The organism is Streptomyces sp. NPDC001020, from assembly GCF_053599115.1.
Genome location: NZ_JBSFLQ010000060.1, coordinates 1 through 18973, shown reverse-complemented (window position 1 = coordinate 18973; position 18973 = coordinate 1). Strand labels below are relative to the sequence as shown.

The window sequence follows — 18973 nt, the reverse complement described above, 5'->3', positions numbered from 1 at the left end:
GCACCACCTACCCATTGACCCACCTGCTCGTACGAACCTACTGATTGGATCATCATGTTCATCCGTACCGTCTCGGTGCTGGCCGTCGGCGCCACCGCTGCGCTGGCCCTCGGTATCTCCCCCGCCTCCGCGGCGTCTGCCGCAAGCTGCGAGAACGCCTTGGTCCTCTACGACAACATCAACTACTCGGGCACACACCTGTGCTTCGCTTCCTGGGAAAGGGAAAGCGACCTGGGCAAGATCGCAGCTCTTCCCAGCGGGAACATGCAGGACAAGACCTCGTCCGTCAAGAACGACACCGACACGGCGTTCTGTCTGTTCGTGGACAACAACTACTCGGGCGACCGGTTCACTCTCAACGCCCACACCTGGATCGCCGACATGAGGGTCCCGAACCCGTACTGGAACGACAAGATCAGCTCGGTGCGTCCCGGAGCTTGCTGATCCCCACCACGAGAAACACGACCGACGTGCTCCATGGCCTGAAGTCCAGGGCTACCTTCTACGCGCACGCACTTCGAGAGCAAGTCGGACGTCCTGGTGCGCCTCACCGACGAACTGCGCAAGTCCCTGCTGGCGCTTGGCCGGCAGTGGGACGATCCACCGTGCTCAGCAGGGTGTGCTCACCACGGTCCGTGAGGCGGCTGCGTACGACTCCGCAGTGGGCGACTTCTACACCGCCGACCTCGAAGGCTTCGACGAGGCCGTACTGCAAACGCTCCGCTCGGAGCAGGCCGCAGGCTCGACTGCCGCAGACGTGGACGTCACCGCCGCAAGCCGCGTCATCGTCTGGGGAGGTGCCCAGGCGATCGCCCACCACATCGCGGTCGACGACGGCAGCGGCGACGCCGTCTTCGCCCGCGAACTTGCCTGATCTAGTGGTACGGCGCCTACCGCCGCCCCACCGCCTGAACCTCGGCCAGCGCCCTTGGTCCGCGGTCCGTCCCGGGGCGGATCACCGCTGACGTGGGCCCCCAGCAGAGTCATCGCCGCTCGCCTCGCCGGCCGCGTCCTTCGTCACCGGAACCATCCTCAACGTCGGCATGGGGTGAAGGTGGCGGAGATCCCGGAGGAGACCGCGCGGCTTGCGTGCGCGGTGTTCCCGAAGGGGTGCATGGCGATGCGGCTGCGGGACACGCTGGGGCCCGTCTTCGCGGATGCCGATTTCGAGTGACTTTTCCCGGTCCGGGGGCGTCCGGCGGTGTCGCTGGCCCGGTTGGCAAACCGGCAGGCCGCGCAATCGGTCCGCTTACGGCTGGAGTGGAAGTACGCCTTGTCGCTGGAGTTGACCGATAGCGGGTTCGACTTCATGGCCGGGGCGTTGGGTGTGCGAGAGCGTGCGGTGTGGCGGTGGCTGGCCGCCGCCGAGCAGGACGAGGCCGCGTCTGCGGCGCTGGGGGAGAGGACCCGGTACTACGGGAGGTTCACGGTCACCCTGTGACGCCGGGCCAAGGCCGCTCGGGCGTCGCGGATGTTGCACCAACGTGAACTTTCGGCGGTGCGAGCTCCGTTGAGGGAGTGACAGGCACACCGTCGCGGATCCGATGCTGAATCAGTGTGATCCGACGACTTGGTAAAGAGGAAGAAGATGGTTCTGAAGCGCTTCACCTGGGCGGCTGCGGTTGTCACTGCGGTGGCTGCTGTGGGTGTGGGTACAGTTTTTGCTACTTCGCAGTCTGCATCGGCCGCTGCCCAAACCGTCGGCTACGCCACGTATTCGAGCGGCGGAGCACTATTCGAGGCCCAGGTGGACAACAATCCGGGCAACGGAGCGGCGAGCTGGCTCTGGCTGGCGGACTACAAGCACAACGACGGCTATGCCGCCGTAGCACAGCTCTACTACGCCGATGGCACCTTTCACACTGCGGGACCGGTGACAAACGGTGCGTTCACCGCGGCCCCGCCCCAGGATGTCACTCGCTTCCGGGTTTGCAAATGGAATGCAGCAGTCAACTATGGCTGTAGCGCCTGGACCTACATGTAGCTGCTTGCTGAGGGCGGGATCTTCAGGCTTGCCGGGAGTGTCTATGGCCGACCGGCAAATGGATCACTTGAGGCGGCGTGTGGTGGGGCGACCGTCCCAGCGGTAGTGGGTGGTGGCTCGGCGGATGAGCATGCGGAGCGTGACGAGCGCGGCGGCCAGGTGGAGGTAGAACATCCCAATGCCGTTGTCAAACCGCAGGTGCGACACTCGGTGCGGATTGGTAGCACGCTCCGTCACGGATCATCGCCCAGAGGACGTTCACTCTCCGCCGTGCGAGCGCGATCAGGGCTTGCTTGTGCCCCTTGCCCTCGGCGCGCTTGGGGTCGTAGTAGGTCCGCGACGCTGGACAGGATTTCAGGCTCGCCATTGCCGACAGGTAGAACACCCGCAGCAGGCCGCGGTGGTAGCGCCGCGGGCTGTGATGGTTGCCGCTGATGCGGCCGGAGTCGCGGGCAGCGGGGGCCCCGCCTCCGTAGCCGGCAAGCCGGTCGGCGCTCGCGAAGGCGGTCATGTGGCCGCCGGTGGCGGCGATGAACTCGGCACCGAGCTGAGTGCCCATCCCGGGCAGGCTGCAGATCACGTCGGCGTGCGGGTGCTCACGAAACCGGGCCTGGATGAGCGCGTCGAGCTCGGCGATCTCCTCGTCGAGGGCCATCACCGCCTTCGCGAGACGGACCACCATGTCGGCGGCCAGCGTCTCGCCGGGCAGCGTGGTGTGCTGGGCTTGCGCTGCGTCCAGGGCGGAGTTGGCCAGGGCCGCGCTGCTTGGGACCTTGCGATTGCGTAGCCAGGTCTCGATGCGCTTCGCGCCGGCACGGCGGATGGCGGCCGGTGTCTGGTACCCCGTCAGGAGAATGACGGGGCCCTTGTTGGTCAGGTCGAGCGCGCGTTCCAACGCGGGGAAGAATTCAAGCAGTTGGGCACGGAGTCGATTGATCTGGCGGGTGCGGTCGCCTGCGAGGTCGGTGCGGCGGGTGGTGAGGATGCGCAAGTCGACGGCTGTCTCGTCGCCGGGCCGCAGCAGGCCAAGGTCGCGGCGCATGCGAGCCTGGTCGGCGATGACGAAGGCATCCTTGGCGTCGGTCTTGCCCTCACCGCGATAGGTGCCGGACGCGCGGTGGACGGCCAGGCCGGTGAGGTAGGCCATGGGCTGACCGTGGTTGAGCAGCAGACCGATCAGCAGCGCAGCACCGCCGTGATTGACGTCCACCGCCCACTCAGGACACTAGCGCTGGATCGGGGGAACTCCAGGAAAGCTCAGCATCTTGGGGAGGGGCACAGAGCTACCGATGAGTCCCCCGCCGCTTCCCGGGCCATCGGCGAGGGGGGCGGCGGTAGCCGGGGTGGAGGCGAGGAGTGAGGCCCATGAGAGTCATGATCTTTTTCATGGCTGGCTCAACGGCGGGTGTTCAGCCTGTGTCACCAGCGTTACGCCACCTAGCTCCGCAAAACCACCAGCCCACCTAGCCCAGCCGACAGAGGCGCGCGGCCTAGTAGCTCCGCTACGAGGACCTTCCGGCGCCTTGCGATCGACCGCACCGGACGCCGCTCCTTCACCCACTCCCTATTGCTCCCCAGGTCGTAAGCGCGGCTGCCTCAGGGGCCCGGAGGGCGTGCGTTTTCCGTGGCACGGTGACCGTCGCAGCCCTTGGCCTCTGACTTCGCGCGTGACCCGCCGGTCTCGGGCGCACTCGGCTCGCCAAGTCCGTGCACGGGGTCAGACGACCCAGGCCGGAATCCCTGGACTTTAGGCCAGGGAACACGTCAACACGAGGCCCGAGACCCGGGCGATCATGACCGGCTGTTGACCTGGCCTGCGGACCAGCCACTGACGTGGCTCGACGAGGTCGTCGCGGCGCCTGGCCCGCGTATCATCCGGCCATGACCAGCGGAAGACCGATATCCGGCGCGTCACCAGAGACTGTACTGACGGGAGGGGGGACCACGGCCCGCTTCAACGGTTCGCAGCTGCGGATCGTACGGGGCAGGACGACGTGGACCCTGCCGGTACGCGCCCTCGCCTCGGCGGAGTTGACCACGAGCGGTGCGGTGTGGATCGAGATCAACGGGACGCCGAACCAGGCCGAGCACGGCCTGGGGCAGGCCGTGGAACTCCGTGCGCCCAACGCGCATGCGGCGGAGGCTTTCCTGGCCCAGCTGACGGCCGCCCTCGCGGCGACCGAGCCCGCAGCAGACGGACACGCGCTGGTGCAAGTGGAGAGGAAGACGAAACAGTCGCCCTGGCAGGGTGCGCTCGGCCGGCGAGCAAAGGCGATCGTCTTCCTGCTGGCGCCGTACGTACTGCTGTTGCTCCTGCTCGGCTGGGTCAGCCCGCTGGACGGCGCCGAGGCCGGGGTCTCCCTGGGCGTGGGAGGCGCCCTCGGCCTGGCCGGCGGATTCACGCTGTGGCGAGTGGGCCGCCGGGCCCACTCGCTCTGGCTGCTGCGTAAGCGCGGCATCGGAGTGGTCGGCAAAGTGACGGGCTACGTGAAGATCTGGGACAAGGGCGTACATTACTGGCAGTTCTCCAAAATGAAGTTCACCACGGTCGACGGGCAGCACATGTGGGACGTCCCGTCGGTCGTCACCACCTGGGCCTTCTCCAAGCACGCCGACACCGGGCAATCGGTCGAGCTCAACTACGACCCCGAGCGCCCGAACCGCGCCAGCCGCCCCCTCACCATCGGCTTCGTCTTGCGCACCCTGCTGCTCGCGGCGGTGGGCGCGGTCCCGGCCACTGGCTTCGCCACTTGCATCCTCGCCAACCTGCCGTCCTGATCCGTTGTCGGGGGCACACGGCTGAGCACGAGTCCTGGCAACAGGACTCACTCCCGCTCAGTCCCTAGGGCCAGCGCCCTGGCGGGCGCGCAGAACTGGCAGGCGCTGAAGAACCTCCTGTCCTTGGTGAGTGCTGCGCGGGCATCGTCGGCGCTGAGGCGTCGGGTCTCGCGCTGCGCCATGGTGCAGCCGGCGACGTGGACGGTAGCGCCGAGGGGGTGCCCTTTGCGGAGTGTCTTCTCGACGACATATCCGGGCGCCCGCATCTGCTGTTCGATCTTGCCGATCTCCCGGCGGGTCTGCCGCAGCTGCCACACCAGCCACTGCTCCACAGCGCGGTGCTTGGCAAGGCGCTCAGCCGGAGACAGATCGGACGTCAAGCCCACCATCCTGATCGGCACCTCCACCGCGCACGGGGCGTTCACGGAGGAGATCGTGCGCGCGCTGGCCGCCGGCGTCGAGCGTCCGCTGCTGCTGCCGCTGTCGAACCCCACGAGTCGCATCGAGGTCATGCCGTCGGACGCGGTGCTCTGGTCCGAGGGCAGGGCATTGATGGCGGCTGATCAGCGCGTACCGGCCGTGCGAGGCGGGCCGACTGCCCGGCCCGTACGCCCGCAGCAGTTCCTCCAGGCGGGCGCGGTGCTGCTCCACGAACGCCTCCAAGCGCTCGATGTACCCCTGGCGTTCCTCGGTGCGCACCGCGCTCAGAGCGACGTCCAGGAACTCCCCGTCCGGCCAGTGGCGCTCGCCCGGTGCGGCCAAGGCCCACGGGAAGCGTTCCGCGGCCGCCAGGACGTCCTTCGCGTCCAGCTCCGGAGCCGGGCCGGTTCCTCCAGCGGAGCCTCCTGCGGGGCGGGGGAGGCCAGCTGCTGACGGTGGGAGACCAACATGGCGCTGGAGGCGGCGCGCCCGCGCTGAGCGGTGGCAGTGGTGTCGGCGATGCGCAGCAGATAGGTGGCGACGTCGCGGACTCCGGCGTGCCAGCCGTCCTCGAACCGCTGCTCGGACCCGTGCGGGGCGCTGCTCTCGGAGATCCAGGTGTGGGCGTCGGCCACCGCCCCGGCCTCCAGCTTCGACACGATGTCGTCGGCCTGCTCGTGTCCGATCCCGACGGCGGCCAGGGCCTGGAACACGGTGAACCGCGCCTCGGTGGCCTCGTGCTGATGGTGGCTGATGCGGGCCAGCTCCTGGCCGTACGCGTCGGCGTCGTGCTGCTCGGTGCTCACGCGGTGCCTCCCTTGTCTGTGCGGGTGCGGTTGGCGACCCCGGCACCGGAAAGGCCGGCGAGACCTTCTTCGACACCCATCTGTCGGGCGGGATCAAGGGAGCCGGCGGCGTCGGCGCCGACACCCCTCGTTCCAGTGGCGGGGGCGAGGGCGGCGGCCGACGGGGCGGCGGCCGCCTCGGCGGGAAGCTGCTCGGCGGCGCGGGCATCCTGGGCGACCTTGCCTTCATCTGGGAGGGCGTGAAGACCCTGGAGCGGGGATGCGACGATGTGGTGATCCAGTGCGGGCCGCCGCCAGAGGCCTGAGCCCCGTATCCCGCCCGACGACGTCACGAAAAGAAACACGAGAAAGCAGCCATGGCCAAACAGCGCATCACCGTCTGCGTCGCGCCGCCCAGCGACCCCGCCGACCCCGACGCCCTGCGCGAAGCGATCGGGGAGGCCATGGCTCCCTACCACTACGGCCGCGAGGACATCCCGCACCCTGACTGGGTGGGCGAGTGGGACTATTGGGCCATCTCCGGTGGCCGCTACGCCTTCGCGGTACTGCTCGGGCACGAGGACGACCCCCGGCTGGTCCGGGTCGGCGACTGGCAGCAAGGGTCGGAGTGGGAGGAGCTTGACCGGGGCCGCTGCCACGGCGGGCCCCGGGGCATCCTCGACCTCGACACCGACCGGGAGGCGGCCGCGCAGGAGGCAGCCCTGCGGTGGGACGAGTGGGCGCGGTTCGCCGCCGGCCACCCCCCGGCGCTGCCCGCCGCCCACTACCTCGACCGGGTGTACCTCGACCCGGTCGGCTACCCCGAGGAACGCGCCCGCGCCGATCACTGGGACCAGCCGCTGATCCGGGCCATCCTCGAGGACCCGGAGCTGGAGGAACGGTTCACGGACGATCCGGTCCTTTTCTTCGGCCCCGACCGGGAGGCGTTCGTGGCCGCCCACGCCGCGCAGGTACTGCCCACACCCGCCCTGCTCACGCTGGACGGCCGTTGGCTGGAAGACGGCGGACCGGCCTACCGGCGGTGGTTCAACACCTACCTCGACGCCCTGCCGCCCGAGACGATGCTGGTCCGAGTGCTGTACCACTCGTAAGCAACCGCCACCACCAGGTCCCTGCGTCGAATGTTGGGAGTAGTCGGCTCTGTTCACTAGTTCCGTTCTCGCGGACAGAGCCGGGTAGTCCTGCTACGGCCGGCTGGGTTTGGAGCAGTCACAGGGCTTGAAGAAGGAGCCCATGCCGCGGGCGAGTTGACGAGCCAAGGAGCGACACCTTCCGAAGGACGAGCGAACCAGCGAACCTGGTCTTGCTGACGCACCCCGCGGTCAGCAAGGCGGGGCCTCCCGCTCGTCACTTGCTGGCTACTTGCTGACCCAGGGATCAGCAAGCATGCCTGTGACCTGCGCTGATGTCCATCCTTCAGATCTTCGGCAACAACATCGAGGACCGTCTGGGGCACATCCGCTACGCCCTCTTCTACGTGGCCTGCGGGTACGCGGCGGCGTACGGCTTCGCCTACCCGCGTACGGGTGCTGGCGCCTGCGTCTCGTTGGCCGGGGCGCGCATGATGCGCCAGTTGGTGCGCGGCGCGGTGACGGCGTGGACCAGGACGACGACGGCCTGGCGGCCAGCACCGCCCCGGGCCCACGCTCCGGTGAAGCGGACCTGATCGGCAGCCCAGTCGCCCAGGCGCCGCCACGGACGCAGCCGCCCGAGCAGATAGCCGGCCGCGAGCGCGACGGCCGCGGTGACGACGACGCCCAAGCCCATCACGACCACCGCATCCCGATCGCGGACAGCAGCTCCACCCGCTCCGGGGACAGCGTCGCGGCCCGGCTCCGCTGGTTCCCGATCCACGCCCCGAGCCGGAGCTCCCTCTCCTCCTGGTCCTCGCCGACGATCCGTTCGACGTGCTTCCTCGGCACCCGCAGGTGCCCCTCGCGCTCGTAGAACTGCTTGGCGGCCTCGTAGTTCATCGCCCACTTGTCGGCCTGCGTACGGCGCGGGGGCGGCTTCTCGTCCTCGGCCGCGGGCTCGATCCCGAGGACCTGCTCACACATCCACTGCTGCACGCCGGTGAGGTTGTCCCACCCGAGCCGGACCGAGCGCACCCACCGCCCGAGGTCCTCGCCCTGGTGCATCACGTCGCCGGGCTTGGTCGGCAGCGGGCGGCCGGCCTCCAGATGGAGCCGGACGAGATGGAAGGCACGCTGCCACTCCACCGGCCAGCTCGGGCACCACGACGGGGTTCCGAGGGCGGTGGTGGTATGTCGCATCGTGTTGGCCTGTCGGAGGCTGGTGACCAGGCCAGCGTCTCGTAGCGCGGTGACGTGTTCCGACGCCGAGGCGGCGGAGATGGCAAGGCTCTCAGCGAGTTGCTTGGTGCTGTGGCCGACAGGGGATGTCAGGGCCTCCAGGACGGCCGCGCGGGTTCGGCCGAGCAGTGTCGCCAGGGCTGTCGACGCACGTGGCCGGGTGCCAGGTGGTTCGGCGACGAGGCTATCGCGCCCGAGATTCCAGACGGGCGCGTATACGAGAACGGGGGTGTCTACCTCGTTGAGTAGTGCCCGGGGACGGGAGCCGCAGAAGATGTGGGCGGACAGGAGGAGTCCTCGCCCTTCCAAGTGGAGGTCGATCCGGCCTTGCCCAGGCGGGCCGGGAAGCTCCAGCACGGGTTCCTCCCAGCGGACCTGCGGGTGCAGGTTGTCCAGCACCGCACCGACGCCGAGATGTGCCATGGTGTGCGCCCGCCAGGCACGGTCCGCGTCCAACACGGTCCGCATGCGGTCGGCGAACGGGGTTATCGCGACGTCGTAGTAGGCGGCCAGGATGTCAGCCACCGCGTCCAGTGCCTCGCGGTCCCCGTCGGCCAGAAGCTGTGTCCAGGCGGGCAGGCGGTGGTGGCTCGACAGACGGCTCAGTTCCGCCGCGAGACGTCTTCGCGGCGTGGCTCTTATCGCGTCGAACGCCCCTGTGGTGGGGGTTGCGTGGCCAGGGCCGGGGGTGAGGAAGTCCGGCGCCCAGCCGGCGGCCGGTACCAGGGGACCGAGCAGTGACGCCCGTGCAGGTAGCTGCTTCCCGACGAGGTGCCGCCACGCGGAGAACCGCGGGCCCGAGTTGCGACGGAGGGCTTGCAGACTCATCACGCCCTCACTCACCGGCAGCGAGCTGTTGTAGCCGAGCGCCACCCGCGCCAAATCTTCCGAAGTGAAGTGGATTCGCAACATAAGGCCCCTAAGTGTCCGAATTCTCAGGTGTAGCACGCGCTGACCAGGGACATTCGGCTACAGCCGACGGTCTTTGTCGAGAACACGCCCGGCCAAAGACGATGTGCCGAACGGAGTTCCAGCGCGAACGATCAAAGACACGATGACGGCCGACCGGCACGCTCGTGTATCCAGTCACTTCATGCCAAGGAGAATCTCGTGCACTTGCCTCGCCTTCTGACTGCAGTCACCGCCGTCGCTGGGTTCACCCTTACGGGCCTGACCGCCACAGCCTCCGCAGCACCGACCCCCTTGCCTCAGGCGGAAGCTCACTCGACGGCGCCGAAGCAGACTAACTCCCCGGCAGCCGCTGTCGGTGCGACGGGCTGCCGGTACATCGGCAAGACAATCGCTGGCGCAAATGTTGACGGCTCCCTGTGCTGGGACAACAACACAAGCAGGGTCTACTTTCCGGTGGTCAGCGACTCCTACTTGACGGACACAGCAAAGGACGGCCGCCGAGCAGAGCTTTTCTCTAATGACGCCTGGTCGGGAACCGTACTCAGGTCCAACGTCACCACCGGCGCTGGCACCCAGGTCAGCCTGGCCGACTTCGGGTGGGGGACGGCCGGAGCCACAGCGTCGGATACAAAGCTCAGGTTGTGCACGAGCAAGGCTGGCGCTGACCGGCAATGCAGCGCCTGGTACTGACATCAGCGCCCCCTCTCCGGGCGAAGCGGCACGTGCCTCGCCAGCATCTGTGTCGTGCGCCCGGAGGGCTGCGCAGACCTTCGCGAGGGTCGTGTAGGCGTTAGCCTCGCGCTTTCATGAAGCAGGTGGTCAGGTAAGTGAAGAGTGCCTTCCGCCAGTGCGATTGGGGAGTGGCTGCCTTCCCCGCCGGTGCTGCGAACACCGGTCTTGCTCGGTGACCTATCGATCAATCACACGGGAAGGTACGTCCTCCCCGAGCCGATCCCCAGGTCCTGAGCATTGCTCCGTCGAACCGGCTGCCTGCCCCGTAAGGTCATCGCCGAGCGTGACTGGGCCGAGGCAAGACGGCAGTTGGCGTACTACCCGCGCCACGGCCTCGTGCGCTGTGGCGAACAGGCCGAGGTCCGGGGTTATGAAGCCTCGTCCCACCCCGTACGTGCCGTCGCTGTTCGCCATCAGACACGGTTCGGCAAGGGTCAGATGCGGGCGGGTGGGCGTCGAGAAGCGCAGCACCCAGTGGCTCGTGAACAGGTAGAGCGCGCGCAGCGCCGGCTCGGCATACGCCGCCTCGACCAGGGCTTGGTACGTTCCTTGCCAGGCATACTCCAGTTCAGCCGCCTCTCGGCGCATGCCCTGCCACTCGGATTCCGTCAAGCACTCGGGAACCGGCAGCTCGAACCTGCCGGTCAGGTGCACGAAGGGTGCTGCCTGCCGGATGTCGTTCAAGGTCGTCCCGTCGTGCCATGCTCGGGCGGCCCTGGCAACCTGTGCCAGGTCGTCCGTCCGGCCGTCGATGAGGGGCATTCCCTGGAACGGCTCTTCACTGCGGATCGACCACAGCCGTTCGTGCTGCCACGCGGTGATCTGCAGCGGCACGCGATGAGGCAGGGTGCTTGCGACGGCCGCATGGAGCAGTGGATCAGAGATCGAGGACGTGACGGGGACGGCATCGAGGCGACCTTGCGCCTCTGCACGCAGTGCTGCAGCGAGGCTGCCGCAGGCCGCGACATCGGGGTATAGAGCAGTGACGGGAGGAGTGGGCACGGCTTTCCATTGCGCCCGACCCTCTTTCCCTAGCGTCGAAAGAGATGGCGAACCCCCCGGCGAGGCCCTCACTCCCGGGGCTTGGCCGATGCCCAAGGAGCGCCACATGACGAGCCACGCCGCCCCTGCACAGACTGCGGCTGTGCAGGGATCTTGCTGCAGGTTCCGGCCCTGGTCGTCCCCATTCTGGCGCTCCCGCCCCTGAACGCCGTCACCGACGGCCAGTCTCGCGGCGCCGCGTGTGGTGCTGCGACCCGATCACGCTCGCGACAGCCATCGATCTGGGCTCGCAGAAGAGCCGACAAGCCGAATCCTTGTCTACCACGGGGGCGACCTGGTACCCGCGCACCTGCCGGCCCTGCGTAGCCGACCACGCCCACCGGGCACTGTTCGAGCACGCCCGGAACTGCACGAGCAGTGCGTAGACGAGGCCCGGGACTGCGAGGTTAGGCGTGTCCTGTACCGGCTGATTCGGGAGGGGCGACGATGACGAACACCGCCGAGAGGTCCTGGCTGCTGGCCGCGCGTCTGGCTACTGCTGGGTGTGCATGGAGCCGGGGTCGCACGGTCTGTCGCGGCAGGTTCACGTCGTCGGCGGCCGGCTGCTGGTTTTCTGGCATGCTCTGGTCCCCTTCACCTTTCGGATCCAGGTAAGCCATCAGGCCCAGGAACCTCCTCTCGAATTCCTCCCGGCTGCACCGGGGATACGACAGAGCGCCTCGTGGCGCACTTGTCCCGCCGCCCCGGCTTCTCTGCCCACCTTGGTCAAGGTCGCAGGTTCCAGATGGCGGGTGGAGGAGACATTCCAGAGCGAGAAGTGGCTGGCCGGACTGGATGAGCACCAGGTCCGCCGCTACCCCTCCTGGGCCCGCTGGGTCATCCTCGCGATGCTGGCCCATGCCTTCCTCGCCGTCGTCCGCGCCGACGAACACGCACACCGACCCGCACACGACCTGATCCCGTTGACCTGCAATGAGATCCAGCGCCTGTTCGTCACTGTCGCTGTCCGACCCGATCACGGCCCGGCCCACCGGCTCGCCTGGTCCGTCTGGCGACGCGGTCACCAGGCACGATCAAGAGCCAGTCATTACCGGCGACGAGCGGCATCCCAGGCATGAAGATCACGATCTACGGCTGGAGTAGTAGGCAATATTTGCTCGAACTATTCCTGCTGTGACACCCGAGCTCTGGTTTGTTCGCATGATGCAATGTGGGCTTGAATTTGATCATCTGCACCCAACTCGGATGGAAGTCGAGTATGAGAGTCCAGCTGGCATTTTAGTAGCGCCTCAACCGTGCACCCCAGAGCGTCAGTCAGATCGGCCCCGCAAAGCACTACGTCGTCGAGTACCGCCCCTGTTAAATCTGCCTGCCTTAGATTAGAGCCAGACAGATCGACGGCAAACAGATGGGCGTCGGTTAGAGCAACTCCGTTAAGGAGTGAGTGCTCGATATTGACGAGCGTCAGCCGAGCCCCGTGAAGCCGTGCACCGGTGAGGTTGACGTTCGAGAGGCTCGTTTTCTCCATCTCGACACCTTCGAGATTGGCCTTCTGGAGCCGAGCGCCATCCAATCTCACGAGCTCCATCCGCGACTGGGACAGTCGAACCTCGCGTAGGTCCACATAATGGTCAAGATGAATCTTGAAAAGATCCGCCCCATGAAGGTTGACTCGAGGCAATTTAACAAAGGGGTCGATGCCCCGAAGGCGCCGCCCAAGCACGGTCAGCGCCGCCAGCACTTCTTCCTTCGCGGCGTCACCATCCGCCGCTTCCGACAGGCTTCCAATTTCGCGGATAAAGGATGCGAGAACTTCGATGATCGTCTCGTGATCCTTCTCCGAATCAGCCATGATTCGTTCAAGAGCGTAGATGCCGCCAAGCCTCTGCGTTGCATGTTCCGATGACAAGAGCTTGATCGCTTCGATATATCTGTCGGTGATTTGACCTTCTCGGGTCAGTTCGGCCTGATCGCGATCTTTTTCACGCGTATGCTCCAACGTTCTGTGCGTGTAGTACAGACCTGCTGCACCGACCGCTCCGGCACCGAGAGCTACCAGCGCGGTACGGACACCGGTGATGACCACAGCGTCAGCAGGCTGAAGGTTCCTGGACCGCAGATGTGCGCCATCAAGTAGCCACGGGCCACGCCACAGCAACAGTGCGAATCCGGCGACCCCCAGTGCAAGGCCCACCATGAGCGTGATCCTCTTGAGCTTCAGCATCATGCTGAGCAGCATGGACTGCGCCGGGACGGTTCAACCCCTCAAGGCAGTAGATCAGAGCAGAAGTTGAGGCTGGCCCCGGCATTGCAGCGACACTGTTGGCGAATCCAGGGCTGAGCGTGACGTCGGTCTTCATGACCCGTTGTGGTCGTGAAGGCCCGACGTTGTCTTTGGGGAGGGTGTCGGTGTCGCTGCGCGCGAGGATGATCGGCGAGGTTCCTGAGGAGACAGCCCGGGTGGCGCGGGCCGCGTTCCCGAAGGGCACCCTGGCGATCCGGATCCGTGACGAGCTGGGCGAGCTGTTCTCGGACGCGGACTTCGCCGGGCTATATCCGAACAGGGGAAAGCCAGCGTGGTCGCCGGGCCGGCTGGCGCTCGTGTCGGTCATGCAGTTCGCCGAGCGCCTGTCGGACCGGCAGGCCGCGGACGCGGTGCGCGGGAGGCTGGACTGGAAGTACCTGCTGGGACTGGAGCTCGCCGATGCGGGCTTCGACCACTCGGTACTCACCGAGTTCAGGGACCGGCTGATCGAGGGAGATGCCGGGAGCAAGCTCTTGGACCGGGTTCTTGAGGCCGCTGCGGAACGCGGCTTGCTCCAGACCGGCCGCCGTGCACGCACGGACTCCACGATCGTGCTGTCCGCCGCGCGGCAGATCAACGGGCTGGTACGGCTCGGTGAGACCCTGCGAGCCGCGCTGAACAGCGTGGCCGCCCGCGAGCCGGAGTGGCTGGCCGGCTGGGCTCCGTCCGACTGGTTCGACCGGTACGCGATCCGGTTCGAAGACACCCGCCTGCCCAAGGGGAAGACCAAGCAGACAGAGCTGATCGAGCAGATCGGCGCCGACGGGCTGGGCCTGCTGGCGGCCCTGCACGCACCGGACGCCCCTGCGTCCCTGCGGCTGCTCGACCGGGTCCAGGCCCTGCGGAAGATGTGGATCCAGCAGTACGTCGTCGACGACGGGCAGGTCCGCCGCCGCGACCTCAAGGACCGCCCGTCGGGTGCGGAGCGGCTGGTGACGCCCTACGACACCGACGCGCGGGGGAGCGTGAAGCGCGGCATCTTCTGGGACGGCTACAAGGTCCACCTCACCGAGACCTGCGAGCCGGACAGCCCGAACCTGATCACACACGTCGCCACCACCGACTCCACCGTCCAGGACGTGCGTCTGGTCGCCCCGATCCACGCTCACCTCGCCGAGCGCGGCCTCCTGCCCGATCGGCACCTGGTCGACGCCGGTTATGCGACCGCGCGGGAAGTGGTCACCGCCCGCCGGGACCACAAGGTCGACCTGGTGGGCCCGACCCTCGCGTCCACCAGCTGGCAGACCAAGGACGGCGGCGGCTTCTCCCAGGCCGATTTCACCATCGACTGGGAGACCTGGCAGGTGACCTGCCCCAGCGGCACCACTACCAGCAACTGGCGGGAAGACCGCTCTCAGCAGGGGGCGGCCGTGGTCCGGGTACGGTTCCCGACGGCCGCCTGCCGTCCCTGCAAGGCCCGAGAGCAGTGCACCCGCTCCAACAACAAGTCGGACATGGGCCGACGGATCACCCTCCGCCCGCAGGCGGAACAGGAGGTGATCCAGCGGGCACGGGCCCAGGAAGGCACCCCGGAGTGGAGAGAGCAGTACGCACACCGGGCTGGTGTCGAAGGCACAATCTCCCAGGGAGTACGGGCCTTCGGCCTGCGGCGATGCCGTTATCAAGGCTTGGCCAAGGCCTGGCTGCAGCACCAGCTCACCGCCACCGCGATGAACTTCCACCGCCTCAACGCCTGGTGGACCGACACTCCACGAGCCCGCACACGAACGTCACGCCTGGCAGCCCTACGGCCCACCACCCAGCCCTGCAGTACCTAGGTCCCCAGCCTTCAGCCCGGGCCAACCCAAGACCATCCGCAAGCCCGATGCCACCTTCTGGAGGCGGGAGCCACCATGCTGGTGGAGACCTGCCAAGAGGAGCGCATCATGTCGTACCCGGAATACCTCGAGTACCCGGAAGCCCGCTACCACGGCAACAAGGGCGAAGTGAACGCGGCCTTCCGCCCGGCCGACACCCCGCCGGACATCTCCTCACCCGGCGCCTCTACCCACTACCTCGCCACCAACGAGTCGACCGGCGGCGAATTCGGCCTGTACAAGGTGGAGCTGGGTGCACGGTCCGCTGGAGCCAAGACCCACTTCCACAAGGCGATGTCGGAGTCCTTCTACATCCTCTCCGGCGAACTGGAGCTCTACAACGGCGAGAAGTGGGTCACGGGCCGCGTGGGCGACTTCCTGTACGTACCGGTCGGCGGCCTGCACGCCTTCAAAAACGTGACCAACGAGCCCATGTCCATGCTCATGCTCTTCTCCCCCGGCGCCCCGCGCGAGGAATACTTCGAGCGGGTTGCGGAGATGACGCAGCGCGGTGGCGAGGAACTTAAGCGGTTTCGCATCCGGCACGACAGCTACTTCCTGGAAGACTTCGAGCCCGGGAAGGGGTAGTTCGGGGCCGTTGCAGGACTACCGCTCCCCCGCCACGATGGCCACCACCAGGGCGCGCCCGGCCCGTACGAGTTCGCCAACAGTGTCTTGCAGCTGCCGGGGCCGGGGCGCTCCACATGCTAGCCGTGCCTGATCGCTGCGGTAGCCGGCCGGCGCTTCGAGACCATGGGCGCAGCTGCGCGGCGTGGCACTCCCTGGGTATTTAGGGCGGCAGGGGACGGGCGGCCGCGGCTGTTCCTGATGCGCGGCGCCCTGGTTGAACGGGACGACGCTCTCGCCGAGGCGAAGAAGCCTGTGTGTACGGCCGACGAGATCAGCGGCTACGTGTGGGCGAAGCCGACAGGGAGCACGGCGAACAAGGCGGAACCCGAAGTGCCGTTGAAGGTAGACGATCACGGAAGTGACACCCTGCGCTATGTCGTCGCGGAGCTGGATCTCGTCGGCTCGTCGAGCGTGCTCTCCCCTGCCCTACGCGGCCAGACCGACAGGCGGGGCGCATCCAGGGCTGCCTCCCGGTACGGGCGGGTGATCGGGGGAGGCACAACGAGGACCAGGTAACCGGGCGGGCCCTACGCCTGGGCAGGTCCACCACGTCAGCACGATGTCCGTCCAGGGTGAAACGTCCAACAAGGTGGCTGCCGGAAGCAGTTGAGTGCTGGCAGGATGTCCCACTATGACGGCGCAACCGCCCCTCTCAACGGCGACGGGGAACACTACTAACGGAGCGCGACCGACATTACGCCGGTACGACACAGATGTGTGGCGTCTCATTTTGGACTGTGAGGCGCTGGGAGTTCAGCAGCGGGTAAGCCTCTGAGTCCGGCTCGCGCTGAGGCGCCGTGTCCGCCTACAGCTCTGGAAGAGGGTGCTAGCGAGCATCGTTGCAGCTCCAATTGCCCTGACTCCGGCCTGGTTCGGCCTTCGATTCTTAGAGAAGGTGATTCCTTCTCCTCATTTCCCCTTCGAAGAGAAGCTCCATGGAAACATCTATATCGTCGGCTTACGGTGGGTTCTGACGGTTTTTATACTTGGGTTCCTGATTCTGTGGTGGTGCATCTTTGCCATCATGATGATCCGGCAGAACTACCAAGGGATCCGACGGCATAGAAGACAGGTGTCAAACGTTCTTCTTGCACGCCGGTACGCGCTCGTTTCTCAGTGTGCTGAGGTAATCCACAGGTGCTACGGTGCACGCAGAGGGGGCGAACAGAGAGCGGATCGGATAAGGGGGATATCTAAGGGGTTGCAGACGGTACGGCGCGGTGTGCTCGATGCCCACAGTAGTCGTGGAACCATTCCGCTACTTTCGAACCGAAGGAAGCGTGTAAAGGCTCATGAATGCCAGGTGTGCGCCGCTCTCGATGAGCTAGAGGGGAAACTAGATACTGCGCCCGATGAAGCCTTCCGGGAAATCGCAGAGGCTCTACTCACGATCGCAGACCGGTACTGTCAAGGCCGTGTCGGTGATCTCCTGGAGGCAGGCCAGCTCAGCGAAGTTCCCAGACAGCGTAACTGGGACGCCCTGCGGTACCTCGCCGCTCTGACGCTCGCCGCTGTCGGCATCATCGGCCTAGGGCGCAGCAGAATCCTCCCGGAGGGCGCTGACGCTTACGTCTTCGGCATCGTCCTGATCGCTGCATTTGTCGTCGCATTCGGCCGAAACTTCCGGCGGCACATTGATGTACTCGGCACGATCACAGGCCCATAGGGGCGAACCGCACCCACGGTCGAGGCCGCGTCAGGCGTGCTTACCGGTCGGGAATAGCACCCGGCGAACGTCCGGGTACGAACGCACCGTCTGTGGCGGAGGTACGCGCCAGCGGCGGTTCAGCTCGCGGGCCTTGGCCGGCTTCGACATCTACCCCCTACTACTGCGTCCCTACCTGCCCGCCGTGCCCGCAGCGGGCACGGCGGGCAGGCGACTGACCTGGAGCGTAAAGGGATTTTGCCCGCACTGCCCGCCCCTTCGGACACCATGCATGCTCAGCTTGCACTCTCCCTTTACTTGACCGCTGGGGTCGAAGAGGGAGGTAGTTAACGTGCACGTCGACGTAGTGGTGATCGGAGCAGCGATCACAGGAGCGGCAATGCTAGGGGCGGCAGTGGTGACGGGGACAGCGGCGATCGTGGCGGCTTTGATCTCGCGCCGAGGCCGCGGCGGCTCATGATGTTGAGTCAGCCAGGCGGGCGGCCCGTCGGCCGCCCGCCTTAAGCATCCGCGAAACTCGGGGAGCTCGGGTGGGACTGGCGGCAACCGGGCCAGCAGCGTCGCCCTGGGCGGTGAGCGCGGTGGTCCGTCCGTCCCGGTTCGCTGTGCGCGAGGACCAGGGGTTGTCAGTGAGGCAGGGCAGACTGGCCAGATGCAGCTCACCCAGGTACGAAGTCGCCTCTTTCGTAACATCGTTGACAGCGGCGATGTCAATATCGCGCCAGACGTTACGGCACTGGTCGGCAAGAACGAGAGCGGGAAGACAGCGCTCCTGTCGGCGATCTACCGCTTCCACCCCGTTTACCCAGAGCACTCCTTCGCCCTGGGGCAGAACTATCCGCGGTGGCGGAAGGTCAAAGGCACGCGCTCGGGGCAGATCAACGACGCTAAGCCGATCACCTGCACGTTCACGCTGGACGACGAGGACCTGAAAGCTGTCACCGACGTACTCGGGCCCGATGTGGTCAAAGGACGCTCGTACTCACGGTCCATCCCCTACGAGGGAGGACACACGGTCACCTTGACCGTCGATGAGGGCGCTGCTCTGGAGAACCTCTGCAACGACGAGGAAGTACCGCCGGCGCTGCGCAGCGTCCTTGGAACCCGGAGTCTTGCTGCGGCCCTGGAACAAGCCAGCAGCCTGGAAGCCACGGAAGACTCCGACTACACCGCCGAGGACATCGACCTCTTCACCAGGGCGGCACGCCAGCGGCTGGCCGACTGCAAGTCTGTCTGGCATCGGGCGGCACGGATCCTGCGCGAGCGCGAGCCGAAGTTCTTCTACTTCAGCAACTCCAGAACCTTCCCGGCCGGATCGCCCTGACGGACCTCAACGGACAGGAAGAAGAGCCTGGTGCCTCCTCCGTGCAGACCGCCCGGGCCCTGCTGGAACTGGCCAGCACCACCGCCGGAGCGCTGACGGCCGAGGACTTCGAAGAGCGCAAGGCCGAGGAATCGGCGACTTACTCGGAACCCCACTCTCCACAACGAATATGACAAACCCTCAACTAAACAAAAATCCTGCAAAAAAACCAGCCGTATTTCGTGCCGGAGGCGGGCAATTCGCGCGAGGACGCGCGAAGCGAGCGCAGCGATCATTCGGTACGTG

General features: G+C 66.6%; 19 protein-coding genes and 4 pseudogenes. 15 read left to right on the top strand and 8 right to left on the bottom strand.

The genetic code is table 11. The features are described from left to right. Positions 1–54 precede the first annotated feature (54 nt). The 4 genes from ACWDEX_RS34525 to ACWDEX_RS34510 all read left to right on the top strand — a co-directional run bounded on the left by ACWDEX_RS34525 (position 55) and on the right by ACWDEX_RS34510 (position 1984). Positions 55–444 carry a peptidase inhibitor family I36 protein gene (locus ACWDEX_RS34525; protein ID WP_450468419.1) on the top strand — a complete coding sequence of 130 codons (390 nt, stop codon included), beginning with the start codon at positions 55–57 and terminating at the stop codon, positions 442–444. 136 nt (positions 445–580) lie between these two features. After that, positions 581–874 (top strand): hypothetical protein, encoded by a 294-nt coding sequence (locus ACWDEX_RS34520; RefSeq protein ID WP_450468418.1) that lies wholly within the window; start codon positions 581–583, stop codon positions 872–874. A 342-nt stretch (positions 875–1216) separates the two neighbouring features. After that, complete coding sequence (locus tag ACWDEX_RS34515; RefSeq protein WP_450468417.1) at positions 1217–1441, top strand: hypothetical protein; 225 nt, start codon at positions 1217–1219, stop codon at positions 1439–1441. A 147-nt stretch (positions 1442–1588) separates the two neighbouring features. Continuing rightward, positions 1589–1984, top strand: coding sequence for a hypothetical protein (locus tag ACWDEX_RS34510; RefSeq protein WP_450468416.1), 396 nt, complete (start codon positions 1589–1591; stop codon positions 1982–1984). Positions 1985–2047: 63 nt separating this feature from the next. Here the strand turns inward: ACWDEX_RS34510 and ACWDEX_RS34505 are convergent. Both ACWDEX_RS34505 and ACWDEX_RS34500 read right to left on the bottom strand, forming a co-directional pair. Next, positions 2048–2155, bottom strand: a pseudogene (locus ACWDEX_RS34505) (IS5/IS1182 family transposase); the annotation flags it as partial. A 16-nt stretch (positions 2156–2171) separates the two neighbouring features. Beyond that, positions 2172–3200: pseudogene (locus ACWDEX_RS34500) on the bottom strand (IS110 family transposase); the annotation flags it as partial. A 665-nt stretch (positions 3201–3865) separates the two neighbouring features. Here ACWDEX_RS34500 and ACWDEX_RS34495 point away from each other — a divergent pair. Further along, the gene (locus ACWDEX_RS34495) at positions 3866–4762 is read left to right on the top strand and encodes a hypothetical protein (RefSeq protein WP_450468415.1); all 897 of its coding nucleotides are present in this window, start codon (positions 3866–3868) and stop codon (positions 4760–4762) included. Positions 4763–4809: 47 nt separating this feature from the next. On the opposite strand, the gene ACWDEX_RS34490 is transcribed toward ACWDEX_RS34495, so the two are convergent. After that, positions 4810–5274, bottom strand: a complete 465-nt coding sequence (locus ACWDEX_RS34490) for a DUF6233 domain-containing protein (protein ID WP_450468414.1) — start codon at positions 5272–5274, stop codon at positions 4810–4812. Here ACWDEX_RS34490 and ACWDEX_RS34485 point away from each other — a divergent pair. After that, the gene (locus tag ACWDEX_RS34485) at positions 5156–5635 is read left to right on the top strand and encodes a malic enzyme-like NAD(P)-binding protein (RefSeq protein ID WP_450468430.1); all 480 of its coding nucleotides are present in this window, start codon (positions 5156–5158) and stop codon (positions 5633–5635) included. The genes ACWDEX_RS34490 and ACWDEX_RS34485 overlap by 119 nt on opposite strands. Positions 5636–5984: 349 nt before the next feature. On the opposite strand, the gene ACWDEX_RS34480 is transcribed toward ACWDEX_RS34485, so the two are convergent. Continuing rightward, positions 5985–6320 carry a hypothetical protein gene (locus ACWDEX_RS34480; protein ID WP_450468413.1) on the bottom strand — a complete coding sequence of 112 codons (336 nt, stop codon included), beginning with the start codon at positions 6318–6320 and terminating at the stop codon, positions 5985–5987. Positions 6321–6344: 24 nt separating this feature from the next. Between ACWDEX_RS34480 and ACWDEX_RS34475 the strand changes: the two genes are divergently transcribed. Then, positions 6345–7079 (top strand): hypothetical protein, encoded by a 735-nt coding sequence (locus ACWDEX_RS34475; RefSeq protein WP_450468412.1) that lies wholly within the window; start codon positions 6345–6347, stop codon positions 7077–7079. A gap of 314 nt (positions 7080–7393) precedes the next feature. After that, positions 7394–7555 (top strand): annotated as a pseudogene (locus ACWDEX_RS34470) (rhomboid family intramembrane serine protease); the annotation flags it as partial. On the opposite strand, the gene ACWDEX_RS34465 reads toward ACWDEX_RS34470, so the two are convergent. From ACWDEX_RS34465 to ACWDEX_RS34455, 3 genes are all read right to left on the bottom strand, one after another. Further along, a complete protein-coding gene (locus ACWDEX_RS34465) occupies positions 7501–7755 on the bottom strand; it encodes a hypothetical protein (RefSeq protein WP_450468411.1) in 255 nt (84 codons plus the stop codon). The pseudogene ACWDEX_RS34470 and the gene ACWDEX_RS34465 sit on opposite strands and share 55 nt — an antisense overlap. Beyond that, positions 7755–9128 (bottom strand): helicase associated domain-containing protein, encoded by a 1374-nt coding sequence (locus ACWDEX_RS34460; protein WP_450468410.1) that lies wholly within the window; start codon positions 9126–9128, stop codon positions 7755–7757. The genes ACWDEX_RS34465 and ACWDEX_RS34460 overlap by 1 nt, the downstream gene beginning before the upstream one ends. 993 nt (positions 9129–10121) lie before the next feature. After that, positions 10122–10778, bottom strand: coding sequence for a DUF6193 family natural product biosynthesis protein (locus ACWDEX_RS34455; protein ID WP_450468409.1), 657 nt, complete (start codon positions 10776–10778; stop codon positions 10122–10124). 917 nt (positions 10779–11695) lie between these two features. On the opposite strand from ACWDEX_RS34455, the pseudogene ACWDEX_RS34450 reads away from it, so the two are divergent. Continuing rightward, positions 11696–12064, top strand: a pseudogene (locus tag ACWDEX_RS34450) (IS701 family transposase); the annotation flags it as partial. A gap of 44 nt (positions 12065–12108) precedes the next feature. Here ACWDEX_RS34450 and ACWDEX_RS34445 read toward each other — a convergent pair. After that, complete coding sequence (locus ACWDEX_RS34445) at positions 12109–13173, bottom strand: pentapeptide repeat-containing protein (protein ID WP_450468408.1); 1065 nt, start codon at positions 13171–13173, stop codon at positions 12109–12111. Positions 13174–13355: 182 nt separating this feature from the next. Between ACWDEX_RS34445 and ACWDEX_RS34440 the strand changes: the two genes are divergently transcribed. The 6 genes from ACWDEX_RS34440 to ACWDEX_RS34415 all read left to right on the top strand — a co-directional run bounded on the left by ACWDEX_RS34440 (position 13356) and on the right by ACWDEX_RS34415 (position 18861). Next, a complete protein-coding gene (locus ACWDEX_RS34440) occupies positions 13356–15029 on the top strand; it encodes an IS1182 family transposase (RefSeq protein ID WP_450468407.1) in 1674 nt (557 codons plus the stop codon). 108 nt (positions 15030–15137) lie between these two features. Beyond that, on the top strand, positions 15138–15656 hold the full coding sequence (locus ACWDEX_RS34435; RefSeq protein ID WP_450468429.1) for a cupin domain-containing protein: 519 nt from the start codon (positions 15138–15140) through the stop codon (positions 15654–15656). A gap of 240 nt (positions 15657–15896) precedes the next feature. Beyond that, positions 15897–16214, top strand: a complete 318-nt coding sequence (locus ACWDEX_RS34430) for a hypothetical protein (protein WP_450468406.1) — start codon at positions 15897–15899, stop codon at positions 16212–16214. Between the two features lie 379 nt (positions 16215–16593). Continuing rightward, positions 16594–17364: a hypothetical protein gene (locus tag ACWDEX_RS34425; protein ID WP_450468405.1), complete on the top strand. Its 771-nt coding sequence runs from the start codon at positions 16594–16596 to the stop codon at positions 17362–17364. Positions 17365–18016: 652 nt separating this feature from the next. Then, positions 18017–18688, top strand: a complete 672-nt coding sequence (locus ACWDEX_RS34420; RefSeq protein WP_450468404.1) for a hypothetical protein — start codon at positions 18017–18019, stop codon at positions 18686–18688. 41 nt (positions 18689–18729) lie between these two features. Continuing rightward, complete coding sequence (locus ACWDEX_RS34415; RefSeq protein WP_450468403.1) at positions 18730–18861, top strand: hypothetical protein; 132 nt, start codon at positions 18730–18732, stop codon at positions 18859–18861. Positions 18862–18973: the final 112 nt, after the last annotated feature.

Coding starts and splice junctions, on each gene's coding strand:
- ACWDEX_RS34525 (WP_450468419.1), top strand. CDS start 55: ATGTTCATCCGTACCGTCTCGGTGCTGGCCGTCGGCGCCACCGCTGCG.
- ACWDEX_RS34510 (WP_450468416.1), top strand. CDS start 1,589: ATGGTTCTGAAGCGCTTCACCTGGGCGGCTGCGGTTGTCACTGCGGTG.
- ACWDEX_RS34495 (WP_450468415.1), top strand. CDS start 3,866: ATGACCAGCGGAAGACCGATATCCGGCGCGTCACCAGAGACTGTACTG.
- ACWDEX_RS34490 (WP_450468414.1), bottom strand. CDS start 5,274: ATGACCTCGATGCGACTCGTGGGGTTCGACAGCGGCAGCAGCAGCGGA.
- ACWDEX_RS34475 (WP_450468412.1), top strand. CDS start 6,345: ATGGCCAAACAGCGCATCACCGTCTGCGTCGCGCCGCCCAGCGACCCC.
- ACWDEX_RS34465 (WP_450468411.1), bottom strand. CDS start 7,755: ATGGGCTTGGGCGTCGTCGTCACCGCGGCCGTCGCGCTCGCGGCCGGC.
- ACWDEX_RS34460 (WP_450468410.1), bottom strand. CDS start 9,128: ATGAGTCTGCAAGCCCTCCGTCGCAACTCGGGCCCGCGGTTCTCCGCG.
- ACWDEX_RS34445 (WP_450468408.1), bottom strand. CDS start 13,173: ATGATGCTGAAGCTCAAGAGGATCACGCTCATGGTGGGCCTTGCACTG.
- ACWDEX_RS34435 (WP_450468429.1), top strand. CDS start 15,138: ATGTCGTACCCGGAATACCTCGAGTACCCGGAAGCCCGCTACCACGGC.
- ACWDEX_RS34430 (WP_450468406.1), top strand. CDS start 15,897: ATGCGCGGCGCCCTGGTTGAACGGGACGACGCTCTCGCCGAGGCGAAG.
- ACWDEX_RS34420 (WP_450468404.1), top strand. CDS start 18,017: ATGCAGCTCACCCAGGTACGAAGTCGCCTCTTTCGTAACATCGTTGAC.